The sequence below is a fragment of the Amycolatopsis solani genome (assembly GCF_033441515.1).
GTDB lineage: Bacteria > Actinomycetota > Actinomycetes > Mycobacteriales > Pseudonocardiaceae > Amycolatopsis > Amycolatopsis solani.
The window spans coordinates 2,578,382-2,590,349 of record NZ_JAWQJT010000002.1 but is presented as its reverse complement, the minus strand read 5'-3'; the positions used below and the strand labels follow the sequence as shown (position 1 = coordinate 2,590,349).

The window sequence follows — 11,968 nt, the reverse complement described above, 5'->3', positions numbered from 1 at the left end:
TCCTGAAGCGAAAGGTGCTCCATGTCCTCCCCTGCCGTCCTTTCCCGCCGCGACTTCACCGTCGGCGGCCTGCTGCTCGCCGCCGGCCTGGCCGCCGGCGCGTGCGGCGGGCCGGCCGGTCCGCCCGCCGCGGACCGCACCCTGCGCATCGGCCAGTACTGGCCGCCGACCAGCCTCGACCCGGCGAAGGCGGGCGGGGAGTCGCAGTTCTTCCTGCAACCCGCCTACGACCCGCTGATCTACCGGGCGGCCGACGGCAGCTACCAGCCCCGGCTCGCGACGGCGTGGCGCTACCTGGGCACCGGCAACACCGCCTTCGAACTCACCCTGCGCAGCGGCGTGACCTTCAGCGACGGCACACCGCTGACCGCCGAGGGCCTGAAGACCAGCATCGAGCACTTCCGCCGGTCCGCCGGGCAAGCCGCGGCGTTCCTCGCCCCGATCGCCACGATGACCACGCCGGAACCGCTGGTGCTGCGCCTGACGCTCGACCAGCCGCACCCGCTCCTGCCGACGCTGTTCACCCAGGACTTCCTCGCCGGCGACGTGATCAGCCCGGCGGGCGCCGCCGCGCCGGCGGACCTCGCGACCCGGACCTCCGGCGCCGGGCCGTACGTCCTCCTGCCCGGGGAAACCGTCGCCAACGACCACTACACCTACGGGCCCAGCCCGAAGTATTGGAACCCGGCGGGCCGGTTCTACGACAAGATCACCGTCAAGGTGCTGCCCAACGAGAACACCGCCCTCGCCGCCCTCAAGACCGGCCAGGTCGACGTCGTCGCCGGCAGCTACGCCATCGCCGACGGCGCGAAGGCCGCCGGGTTCGCGGTGGCGGCCAGCCCCGCCATCGTGATGGGCCTGCAGCTCAACGACCGGGCCGGCACGCTGTCGCCGCCGCTGGCCGACGTGCGGGTCCGGCAGGCGCTCAACTTCGCGGTCGACCGGGCCAAGATCACCTCGGCCCTGCTCGGCGAATACGGCATCCCCGTCGACCAGCCGTCGGCGCCGGGCGAGGACGGCTACAGCGCACAGCCCTTCTACACCCACGATCCCGGCCGGGCCCGGCAGCTGCTGGCCGACGCCGGGCACGCCGGCGGCTTCGACCTGCCGGTGGTGATCCCGTCCACGCCCGCGTTCCCCGGCGACCTGGCCCAGGCCATCGCGTCGGACCTGAAGCAGATCGGGGTCACGCTGCGGATCGCGGCGAAGGAGCCCGCCACCGCCAACACCGCGCTGACCCAGTACCCGGCCTCCAGCATGGGCTGGGGCGTGCTGCCCGCCTACTTCATGGGCCGCGGGCTCTGGCTGAAGGAGGCGATCGGGATGAATCCGTTCCACAGCAGCGATCCCGAGCTGGAACGCCTCGACCGGCAGGCCGCGGCCGCCGACGCCGCCACCCGGCCCGCCCTCGACAAACAGATCGTCCGGCGCGTGGTCGAGCTCGGCTGGTTCCTGCCGGTGTGCCTGAGCCCCGGGCTGCTGTTCTACCGCGACACCGTGGGCGTCGACCCGGTGCCCGGCAAGCCGTTCCCCAGCGTCGCCGCCTGGCACCCGGTGGACCGGGCATGACCGAGCCGGACCCGGTGTTCCCGCCGTACTTCCGGTGGGGCGTCGCCACCGCCGCCTACCAGATCGAAGGCGCGTGGGACGCCGACGGGAAAGGACCGTCCAACTGGGACACCCGGGCGCACCGGCCGGGCGGCCTCGCCGGCGGCGCCACCGGCGACGTCGCCTGCGACCACTACCACCGGCTGGCCGAGGACCTCGACCTGATGGCCGGGCTCGGCGTCGGCAGCTACCGGTTTTCCGTGTCCTGGCCGCGGGTCCAGCCCGCCGGCCGGGGCCGGTGGAACCGGCGCGGGCTGGACTTCTACGACCGCCTGGTCGACGGGCTGCTGGCCCGGCGGATCGAGCCGATGCTCACGGTCTACCACTGGGACCACCCGCAGGCGATCGAGGACGCCGGCGGCTGGGCCGACCGCGACACCGCGAGCCGCTTCGCCGACTACGCCGAGGGGCTCGCCGTCCGCTACGGCGACCGCGTCCGGCGCTGGATCACGCTCAACGAACCGCTTTCCGTCATGCACGCCGAGCTGACCGGCCCGCCGGGGCCGCCGGTGCGGCGCCACGGGCTGCGGGTCGCTCACCACCTGGTGCTCGGGCACGGCCTGGCCGTCCCGCGCCTGCGGGCCCACGTCACCGGCGCGGAGATCGGGATCAGCCTCAACCTGGCCGGCACGACGCCGGCCACCGACCGGCCGGCGGACGTCGCCGCGGCCGCGCGGGCCGAGGCCTACGAGGACCGGCTGTTCCTGGATCCCTTGCTGCGCGGGGACTTCCCGCACCTCGACGGCAAGCCGGTGCTCGAAGCGGGCGACGCCGACCGCGCCATCATGGCCGCGCCGCTCGATTTCGTCGGGGTCAACTGGTACGCCCCCGCGCACGTCGCCGCGTCGGAGTCCGGGGTGTTCGGCTACACCCGCGTGCCGGTGCCCGGCGCGAGCACGAACCTGCTCGGCTGGCCGGTGGTCCCGGAGCGGTTCGGGGCGCTGCTGGCCTGGCTGCGCCGCACCTACCCGGACCTGCCGCCGATCCAGATCACCGAGAACGGCTACGCCGGCCTGGACGAGCCGGACGGCACCGGCTCGGTCGAGGACCTGCCGCGCATCGCCTACCTGCGGGAGTGCCTGCGCCAGGTCCGCGCCGCGCTCGACGCGGGCTCGGACATCCGCGGCTACCACGTCTGGTCGCTGCTCGACAACCTCGAATGGGACCACGGCTACCGCCCCCGCTTCGGGCTGGTGCACGTCGACTTCACGACGCTCGCCCGCACGCCCAAGGCGTCCTACCGGTGGTACCGGCAGTTCCTGGACGTCCAGCGGCGGGACGGGAAGGACGGGCTGCGGCCATGCTTCGGTTGATCGCGCATCGCCTGGTGGTGTCGGTGGCGCTCGTCTTCGTCGTTTCGCTGGCGGCGTTCCTGCTGCAGTCCGCCGCGCCCGGCGACCTCGCCCGCGCCATCCTCGGCCAGAACTTCAGCGCCCCGGCCTACGAACAGCTGCGCCACCAGCTCGGCCTCGACCAGCCCGTGCTGGCCCAGTACGGGCAGTGGCTGCGGGACGCGCTGCACGGCGACCTCGGCACCTCGCCGATCAGCGGGCTTTCCGTGGCGGACGAGATCGCCGGCCGGCTGCCCGTCACGCTGTCGCTGATCGGCTGCGCCACCGCGGTGACCGCGTTCGTCGGCGTCACCCTCGGCGTCGTCAGCGCCGTCCACGGTGGCCGGATCGGCCGGGTCGTCGACGTGCTTTCGCTGATCGGGTACGCGCTGCCCAGCTTCTGGTTCGCGCTCACGATGGTGACGCTCTTCGCGGTCACCGTCCAGCTGCTGCCCGCCACCGGGTACGTCTCCTTCGGCACCTCACCCGCCGGGTGGGCGCGCAGCCTGGTGCTGCCGGTGGCGACCCTGGCGCTGCCGGGGATCGCCGTGTTCGCCAAGCAGACCCGGGACGCGATGCTGGACGCGCTCTCGCGCGACTACGTGACGGCGTTGCGCGCCCACGGCGTCCCCGAGGGGTCGGTGGTGCTGCGCCACGCGCTGCGCAACGCGGCGATCCCGGTGGTGACCCTCGTCGGGCTGACGTTCATCGGGCTGCTGAGCGGGACGGTCTTCGTGGAGTCCGTCTTCGCCATGCCGGGCCTGGGCGGGCTCGCCGTCCAGGCCACCTCCCTGCACGACATCCGGATGATCCAGGGCGTGGTGGTGGTGTTCACGGTGATCGTCGTCGCGGTCAACCTCGTGGTGGACCTGGCCTACGGCTGGCTGAACCCGAAGGCGCGGGTCCGGTGACCGCCGGCATCGAGGACTTCGTCGCCCGGGGCGTCCGGCCCGGACGGCGGTGGCTCGCCACGCTGCGCCGCCCGCTCGCCCTGCTTCCCTTGTGCTACCTCGTGCTGCTGGTGGCCGGTTCGGTGCTGGCGCCCGTCCTCGCGCCGTACGACCCGGGTGCGACCGACCTGGACCAGGTGCTCGCCGGGCCGGGGCGGGCGCACCCGCTGGGCACCGACGCGCTCGGCCGCGACGTGCTGACGCGGCTGATGTACGGCGGCCAGATCAGCCTGCTGCACGCGGCGATCGTCGTCGCCACGGTGGTCGGGGTGGGCGTCACCAGCGGTGTTCTGGCCGGGTACCTGGACGGCTGGTTCGACCGGGCGTTCACCTGGGTGGTCGACGTGCTGCTCGCGATCCCGGTCCTGATGACGCTGCTGGTCGTGCTGGCCGTCGTCGGCGAGCACCAGACCGTCGTGATGATCGCGCTGGGCATCCTCGTCTCGCCGGGGCTCGCGCGGGTGGTCCGCGGCGCCACCCTGGCCGTGCGCAAGGAGCTCTACGTCGCCGCGGCGCGGGTGTGCGGGCTGCCGCACCGCCGGATCGTGGTGGCGCACATCCTGCCGCGGATCGCCGGCCCGGTCATCGTCCAGGTGTCGCTGCTGGCCGGCGGCGCGCTGCTGATCGACGCCGGGCTCAGCTACCTCGGGTTCGGCGCGCAGCCGCCGGATCCGACGTGGGGCGACATGATCGCGCAGGCGGCGGCGGTGATCGACCGGCAGCCGTGGCTGCTGGTGCCGCCGGGGGTCGTGCTCGGCCTGGCGATCCTGGCCTTCGGCTTGCTCGGCGACGTCGTCCGCGACGCGACCGCCGACCGCGCGGAACCGCTGCGCGACCGCCTGCACCGCGCGCACCGGGCGGCCGCGCCGAAGCTGACGCCGCACGCCGAGCCGTCCACGGCGCTGCTTTCCCTGCGGGACGTGGAGATCACGCTGTCCGAGGACCGGGTCGTGGTGACCGACCTCGACCTCGACATCGGCCACGGCGAGAGCGTCGCCCTGGTCGGTGAATCCGGCTGCGGCAAGACGATCACCGGCCGCGCGGTCCTCGACCTGCTCCCGGCGGGCGGCGCGGTCACCGCCGGGAGCCTCCGGTTCGACGGCGCCGACCTGGCGCTGGCCGGACCGCGGGCGGTGCGCCGGCTGCGCGGCTCGCGGATCGCGCTGATCTCGCAGGACCCGGTGGCGGCGCTGGACCCGGTGTTCACCGTGGCGAGCCAGCTCGACGAGCTGGTCCGGCTGCGCCGCGGCGGCACGCGGGCGTCGGTGCGCGAGCGCACGCTCGCGCTGCTGGCCGACGTCAACCTGACCGCCGACGTCGCCCGCCGCTACCCGCACGAGCTGTCCGGCGGGATGGCCCAGCGCGTCGCGATCGCCATGGCGCTGGCCGGGGAACCGAGCCTGCTCATCGCCGACGAGCCGACGACGGCCCTCGACGCCACGGTGCGGTCGGAGGTGCTCGGCCTGCTGGGGCGGCTGCAGGCCGAGCGCGGGATGGCGATCCTGCTCATCACGCACGACTGGTCGGTGGTCTCGGAGTTCTGCCGCCGGGCCTACGTCATGTACGCCGGGCACATCGTGGAGTCCGGCCCGGTCGGCGAGCTGCTGGACCGGCCCCGCCACCCGTACACCGAGGGCCTGCTCGGCGCGCTGCCGCGCCGGGCCCGGCCGGGCTCGCGGCTGCCCGCGATCCCGGGCTCGGTGCCGGACCCGGCGCACTGGCCGCGTGGCTGCCACTTCGCCCCGCGGTGCACCCTCGCGACGGCCGAATGCAGTGCGGCGCCGGTCCCGGTCTTCGAACCCGCTACTGGGCACCGGACTCGGTGCCTCCACCACGCCAAGCTGTCGCCGGGAGGGGAACGTGCCTCTGCTTGAACTCCACGACCTGTCGGCTGGCTACCGGCCCCGGCACCCGGTGGTGTCCGGCGTCCACCTCGTCGTCCGCGCCGGGGAGACGCTCGGCCTGCTCGGCGAGTCGGGTTCGGGGAAGTCGACCATCGGGCACGCGATCGTCGGCCTGGTCCACCCGTGCGGCGGCCGGATCCTGTTCCGCGGCGAGGACATCACGCACGCGGGCCTGCGGCGGCGGCGCGAGCTGAGCCGGCACCTGCAGATCGTGTTCCAGGACCCGCACGGCTCACTCAACCCGTCCCGCACGATCGGCAGTACGCTCGCCGAGCCGCTGCGGGTGGTCCGCCGCCTCCCCCGCCGCGCGGCCGAGGACCGGGTCGCGGCGGTACTGGACCGCGTCGGCCTGCCCCGCACCACGGCGACCCGCTACCCCGGCTCGTTCTCCGGCGGGCAGCTGCAGCGCATCGCCATCGCCCGCGCCCTGGTGCTGGAGCCGGAACTGGTGGTCTGCGACGAGCCGACCAGCGCGCTCGACCTGTCGGTGCAGGCCCAGATCCTCAACCTGCTGCTGGACCTGCAGCAGCAGCTGGGGCTGAGCTACGTGTTCATCTCCCACGACATCGACGTGATCCGCTTCGCCTGCCACCGCGTCGCCATCCTGCGCGACGGCCGCATCACCGAGCACGGCCCAGCCCGGCTCAGCTAGCGCGTCGTGAGTGTTTAGTCGGGTTAGAACCCTCCTAAACACTCACGACCAGCCGCGGCAGACCACTCAACCCGCGCCGACCTCCTCGAGCACCTTGACCGCGTGGCCGACGCCGTCCTCCGCGCGGATCAGCTCGCCCAGCTCCTTCGCGCGGGCCGGGGTGGTTCCCGCGACCGCGTCGCCGATCGCGCGGGCCAAGCCGTCCGCGGTCAGCTCCCGCAAGGGTTGCGGTGGCGGGGCCACCCCCAACGCGAACAGCCGGCGGCCGAAGTACGGCTGGTCGAACATGAACGGGCAAGCCACCTGGGGGCGCCCGGCCGCCAGCGCCGCGGCCGTCGTGCCCGCGCCGCCGTGGTGCACGACCGCGGCCGTGCGGGGAAACAGCCAGTCGTGCGGGGCCTCCGTCAGGCAGAACGCGTTGTCCCCCAGGCCGTCCGGCCGGATTCCGCCACGGCCGAGCGCGACGATCGCCCGGACTCCGGTGGCGCGCAACGCTTCCGCCACGATGCGGCCAGTGCGGGCCGGGTCGCTGCCGACCATGCTGCCGAACCCGACGTAGACCGGCGGCTCGCCGCCCGCGAGGAAGGCCGCCAGGTCGGGCGGCGCGGTCCACGGTGCCGGGGGCAGGAAGAAGAACCCCGGCGTGTGCACGTTTTCCGGGTACCGCGCCCCCGGCGGCAGCACGTGCCGGCTGAACGCCTGCAGCACCGGCGCCGGGCCGCCGCCGGGCCGTCGGAGGGGGTCGGCGGCGAACCGGCGGCGGGGCAGGCCGAGCCCGTCCCGCCGGAACCGCGCGGGACTGCCGGTCAGGGCCCGCACGAACGTCCTGGTCGACAGGTACGACACCCGGTTGAGCGCCGCGGGCAGCCGGTACGGGAACAGCGGGTCGGGGAACGACGGCGTCGGCACCCAGAACGGCTGCAGGCACACCGGGACCGCCGGGACGCCCAGCAGTTCGGCGATCGCGTGGCCGGGCACGTTGACCTGGTGCACGACGAGGTCGACGGCGCCGGCCGTCGTCCGGGCCAGTGCCGCGAGGTCGTCGAACACCCGCCGCATGGCGAGGCGGTTGCGGCGCGCCAGTCGCACGCCGAGCCGTTTCCCGCGCAGGCCGCGGAAGTTGCGTTCGACGGCCTCCCACGCCGCCCGGTCGTCGACCAGCTTGTTCGTCCCGTCGTCGAGCGGGAGCACCCGCGTGCAGTGGGCCTCGGCCACCGCGGCCGAAGACGCCGGCGCGGCCAGCACCACGTCGTGCCCGGCCCCGGTCAGCGCGGCAGCGAGCGCGGCGAACGGCTGGACGTCGCCGCGGCTGCCGTGGGTCAGCAGCAGAACCTTCACGGATCCCTTCCTCCCTAAGCCGAAGCACCGACGATGAGCAGCTGCTCGTGGAGCTCGCGGACCAGCCGGTCGACGTCGCCGCGGCTGAAGAACCGTTCGGTGAAGATGTGCAGCACGGTGAGCCGGTCGCGGTACGTCGAGACGTAGTAGCCCGGGAAGAAGGTGTCGCCGACCGTGTCGAGGATGTGGATCTCGGAGAACTCCAGCCCGGCGGGCGCCGGGAACTCTTCGACCACGCCGAGGTTGCTGATCAGCGCGTAGGAGAGGTTGCGCCCGAGCGCGTCCTCCATCGGCGCCGCTTCCCGGACGCCTTCCGGGCCCGCCAGCACCTCGTCCATCCGGGCCTTGACCTCGCGGCCGACCAGGACCGGGCTCAGCCGCGGGGAAACGCCCGTCTCGGCCACGTACGACATCATGAAGTTGGTCGTCTCCAGCTCGCCCACCGGCGGGTCGACGCGGCGGCGGAAGTCCACCGGCGAGACGCAGTACATCGGCACGGTCTCCCGCCCGCCCGCCAGCACGCGCTGGGCGAGCAGGATCGCGCCGGCGACCAGGCCGTGCACCGTCGTCTCGTACCGGCGGGCCGCGCGCTTGAGCCACTGCGTCTCCGCGACGCCGAGCCGGAGGTAGCCGCTGAACAGGCCCGCCGGCGCGGCCGACGGCTCGGGCGGGGTCGCGGAGTGGAACAGCCGCCGGTCGTACGGGATGAGGCCGAGCCGCTCGTGGAAGAGCGCGGCGGGCGGCGCCGGCAACGCCGTGCCCGGCTCGCTCACCGGCTCCTCCCCCGACGCGAACGCGGTGAACACCCGCAGCAGCTCCCGGAAGGTGCCGAGCCACGCGTTCGCGTCGGTGATCGAATGGTCGGTACGCAGGGCCACGTACCCGTGCGCGTCCCCCTGGACGAGCACGAGGTCGGCGACCCCGGCGGTGGCGTCCCACGGCAGCGCGGCGATCCGGGCCAGCGCGTCCGCCCCGTCCGGCAGGACGATCAGCTCCGGTTCGTGGTCCGGGGCGACGGCCAGCACGGCCTCCGGGGAGGTCCCGCGGACCCGGGCGCGCAGCACCGGGTGGACCGCGCACAGGTGCCGGAACGCACGGGCGAGCACGACGGGGTCCAGCTCGCCGTCGTACTCCGCGGCCATGATCACCACGCGGTCGAGGTGGGCCAGCTCCAGGTAGTTCAGCGGACGTTCGAGCCCGGTCAGGTCCATTTCCACTCCCGCGTGAAGAACTGCGTGCCGTTGACGAGCACTTCGGCCGTGACGGCGGCGTCGGCGGCCCCCATGTCGATGCCGGCCCGGACGACGACCCGGTCGCCGTCCGGGGTTTCGGCGGTCTTCTCCCCCTTCGCCGTCATGCGCGCCGCCGCCGGGTGGTGCTCCGGCACGCCCAGGTCGACCTGCGTGGTCATCGCGAGGAAGTCCCGGTCGTCGCCGGGGACCCGGATCCGGTCGCGCTTTTCCACGGTCAGCCGGACCGACGAGCGCAGGTGGTCGCGGGCGATTTCCCAGCGGTCACGCCCGGGGCCGGGCGGGCTCCGCCGGTCCGGCGGCGGAACCGCCACGTCGGTGAGCGCCGCCGGATCGGCCGCGGGCAGGCTCAGCGTCGTGGCGTGGTGGCCTTCGTACTCCTCGGCGGCGAGACCGACGTAGTCGCCGGGGCCGCGGATCACGCGGACGCCGAGCAGTCCCGGCTCCTCGGCGGGCCACAGCCGCGGGATGTCCGCTTCGGCCAGCACCAGCCGCACGCGGTGGCCCGCGGCGACCCGGTAGCACGTCGGGTCGAGCGGCACCTGGACGACGTCCTCGCGCCGGGCCAGATCCACGGTGCCCGCGGCGATGAGCAGCGAGCGGTCCTGTTCGTCGACGTCGGTCACCTTGAGCACGCACCGGGTCGCGGTGGTGCCGGGGCCCAGCAGCAGCCGCACCGACGGCCGGCCGGCGATCAGCAGCGGCTCCGGCAGCGGCGCGCTGGTGAACGCGAGCGTCCGGGCGTCGTCGTCGTGCTGGTCGAGCGGGTAGCCGAAGCGGTCGGTCGGGTGCTTCGTCAGGCCGCTCAACGCGCCCACGGTCGGGTCACCCCGGCCGGTGACGGTGGCGGCCGCCGACGGGCGCCCGCCCGGCGCGGACCGGTACAGGTGCCCGGTGCGGGAGGCGACGAAGACGTGGTCGGCCTTCTTCTCCGGCGGCCACTGCCCGGCGCGGACCCAGCGGGCGCCCGCGCCCTGGACGAAGAAGATCGCCGTCCGCTCGCGATTGCCCGCCCGCGGTGCCCGGCCGTGCAGCCACCGGTCCCACCACGCGCAGGCGAGCACCGCCGACGGGAACGGCTCGACCGCCGCCACATCCGGGAAGGTGTGCAGCCACGGGCCGGCGATCAGCTGTTTCGGCGCCCGGATCTGCTGGTAGGCGGTGATCATCCCGTCGCAGAACAGGTCCCGCCAGCCCGCGACGCACAACGACGGCACGGTGATCCGGCGCGCGTCGATCCGGCGTTGCGCCCAGACTTCGTGCCCGGGCGGGTGTTCCCAGGCGTCGGCGAACCACGGCTCGAACTTCTCCAGCCGTTCCTTCCACACGCTTTCGTAGGTCTCGCGGTCGTGGTCCCGCAACGGCGGCAGCAGGGCGCAGAAGATGTGGTAGAGGCTCAGGTGCCCGAACATCCCGATCCCGCCGCGCAGGCCGGCCGGGTGCACCAGGTCGCGTTCGACGTCGGTCCAGCCCATCACCGGGAAGATCGCCTTCAGCGCGGGCGGTCGCTCCGCGGCGACGGCCAGCGTCGTCATGCCGCCGTGGGACAGGCCCCACATGCCGACCCGGCCGGTGCACCACGGTTGCGCGGCGGCCCACTGCACCACCGAAACGCCGTCGGCGACCTCGCCCGGGCTCAGCAGGGGCCGTGGTGTTCCCTCGGACGTCCCGATGCCGAAGCAGTCGACGTAGAGCACCGCGTAGCCGCGTTCGGCGAAGTAGCGCAGGTACCGGCTCGCCGCGATGCCGCCGAGACCGTCCTTGCGTCCGGTGTGGAGGGTCACCAGCACCGGCACGCGGTGGGCCGTCTTGGGCAGGTAGAGATCGGCGCCGAGGGTCAGCCCCGGCTCGCTCGACGGGATGCGCACGTCGCCGCGGAACTCGACTTCGTGGCGAGGCGGCCCGGAGCGCGGCACCCGGATCACCGGGCCTCCCGCGGCTTGCGCGGGCGCGTCCAGCGCAGTGTCGCCCCACCCCAGCTCATGCCGCCGCCGAAGGCCACGAGCAGGACGACGTCGTCGTCGAACAGCCGCCCGGAGCGCACGGCGTCGTCGAGGGTGATCGGGACCGAGGCCGCGCCGGTGTTGCCGTAGCGCTCGACGGTCAGGTGCATCTGCTCGGGGCGCAGGTCGAGGGTCTTGGCCAGGTCCTCGAGCATCCGGCCGTTCGCCTGGTGCGGCACGATGAGGTCGATCTCCGAGACCTCGAATTCCGCCGACTTCGCGACGTCGACGACGAGGTCGGGCAGCACCCGCGAGGCGAGGTCCTTGACCTGCCTGCCGCGCATGGCGAAGTAGTGCTCGCCCGCGGCGACGGTGGCCGCGCTCGCCGGACGGCGGCTGCCGCCGCCGGGCACGGTCACGAAGTCGGCCGTCGTCCCGTCCGAACCGAGCGCGCTCGACAGCAGCCCGCGGCCGTTGCCGCGCTTGCCGAGCACGACCGCCCCGGCCCCGTCGCCGAACAGCACGCAGGTGCGCCGGTCCTCGTAGTCGAGGATGCGCGAATACGTGTCCGCGCCGATGACCAAGGCGTTGCGGGGCAACGGGTCGGCTTCGAGGAGCGCGTGCGCGGTGACGAGCGCGTAGACGAAGCCGCTGCAGACGGAGTCGACGTCGAACGCCGCCGCGCGCTTCGCACCGAGGTTGGCCTGGACCGCGCACGCGGTGGCCGGGATCGGCTGGTCGGGCGTCGAAGTGGCGACGATCAGCAGGTCGATGTCGGTGGCCGAGAGGTTCGCCGCCAGCAGCGCCTGCTCGGCGGCCCGGGTGGCCAGGTCCGAGGTCGCCTCGTCCGGCGCCGCGACCCGGCGCTCGGAGATGCCGGTCTTGTCGAAGATCCACTGGTCGCCGAGGCCGAGCCGACGGCCCAGTTCGGCACTGGTGAGCACGGATTCCGGCAGGTACGAGCCGGTCCCGAGGATGGCGGTGTTCATGGG

Annotated in this window: 9 protein-coding genes; 5 read left to right on the top strand and 4 right to left on the bottom strand. The window is 74.0% G+C overall.

Annotation, left to right across the window (positions count from 1 at the left end):
- The first annotated feature begins 21 nt into the window (after positions 1–21).
- From SD460_RS32425 to SD460_RS32405, 5 genes are read left to right on the top strand one after another with little or no spacing between them, the layout of a single operon-like run.
- Positions 22–1,569: an ABC transporter substrate-binding protein gene (locus tag SD460_RS32425; RefSeq protein WP_318307175.1), complete on the top strand. Its 1,548-nt coding sequence runs from the start codon at positions 22–24 to the stop codon at positions 1,567–1,569.
- Positions 1,566–2,921, top strand: a complete 1,356-nt coding sequence (locus tag SD460_RS32420) for a GH1 family beta-glucosidase (protein ID WP_290060314.1) — start codon at positions 1,566–1,568, stop codon at positions 2,919–2,921. Before SD460_RS32425 ends, SD460_RS32420 begins: the two co-directional genes overlap by 4 nt.
- Positions 2,909–3,850, top strand: coding sequence for an ABC transporter permease (locus tag SD460_RS32415; protein WP_290060315.1), 942 nt, complete (start codon positions 2,909–2,911; stop codon positions 3,848–3,850). The genes SD460_RS32420 and SD460_RS32415 overlap by 13 nt, the downstream gene beginning before the upstream one ends.
- Complete coding sequence (locus tag SD460_RS32410; protein ID WP_290060316.1) at positions 3,847–5,763, top strand: dipeptide/oligopeptide/nickel ABC transporter permease/ATP-binding protein; 1,917 nt, start codon at positions 3,847–3,849, stop codon at positions 5,761–5,763. The genes SD460_RS32415 and SD460_RS32410 overlap by 4 nt, the downstream gene beginning before the upstream one ends.
- Entirely contained in the window at positions 5,750–6,445 is a 696-nt protein-coding gene (locus tag SD460_RS32405) for an ABC transporter ATP-binding protein (RefSeq protein WP_290060317.1), read from the top strand. Before SD460_RS32410 ends, SD460_RS32405 begins: the two co-directional genes overlap by 14 nt.
- A 66-nt stretch (positions 6,446–6,511) precedes the next feature.
- Here the strand turns inward: SD460_RS32405 and SD460_RS32400 are convergent, their stop codons facing one another.
- From SD460_RS32400 to SD460_RS32385, 4 genes are read right to left on the bottom strand one after another with little or no spacing between them, the layout of a single operon-like run.
- Positions 6,512–7,783 carry a glycosyltransferase gene (locus tag SD460_RS32400; RefSeq protein ID WP_290060319.1) on the bottom strand — a complete coding sequence of 424 codons (1,272 nt, stop codon included), beginning with the start codon at positions 7,781–7,783 and terminating at the stop codon, positions 6,512–6,514.
- A 14-nt stretch (positions 7,784–7,797) separates the two neighbouring features.
- Complete coding sequence (locus SD460_RS32395) at positions 7,798–8,994, bottom strand: phthiocerol/phthiodiolone dimycocerosyl transferase family protein (RefSeq protein WP_290060320.1); 1,197 nt, start codon at positions 8,992–8,994, stop codon at positions 7,798–7,800.
- On the bottom strand, positions 8,985–10,958 hold the full coding sequence (locus SD460_RS32390) for a CocE/NonD family hydrolase (RefSeq protein WP_318307174.1): 1,974 nt from the start codon (positions 10,956–10,958) through the stop codon (positions 8,985–8,987). Before SD460_RS32390 ends, SD460_RS32395 begins: the two co-directional genes overlap by 10 nt.
- Positions 10,955–11,965: a 3-oxoacyl-ACP synthase III family protein gene (locus SD460_RS32385; RefSeq protein ID WP_290060322.1), complete on the bottom strand. Its 1,011-nt coding sequence runs from the start codon at positions 11,963–11,965 to the stop codon at positions 10,955–10,957. The genes SD460_RS32390 and SD460_RS32385 overlap by 4 nt, the downstream gene beginning before the upstream one ends.
- Positions 11,966–11,968 lie beyond the last annotated feature (3 nt).

Bases quoted from the DNA above. Each gene is read 5' to 3' on its own strand.
- SD460_RS32425 (WP_318307175.1), top strand. From the start codon at position 22: ATGTCCTCCCCTGCCGTCCTTTCCCGCCGCGACTTCACCGTCGGCGGC.
- SD460_RS32420 (WP_290060314.1), top strand. From the start codon at position 1,566: ATGACCGAGCCGGACCCGGTGTTCCCGCCGTACTTCCGGTGGGGCGTC.
- SD460_RS32415 (WP_290060315.1), top strand. From the start codon at position 2,909: ATGCTTCGGTTGATCGCGCATCGCCTGGTGGTGTCGGTGGCGCTCGTC.
- SD460_RS32395 (WP_290060320.1), bottom strand. From the start codon at position 8,994: ATGGACCTGACCGGGCTCGAACGTCCGCTGAACTACCTGGAGCTGGCC.
- SD460_RS32385 (WP_290060322.1), bottom strand. From the start codon at position 11,965: ATGAACACCGCCATCCTCGGGACCGGCTCGTACCTGCCGGAATCCGTG.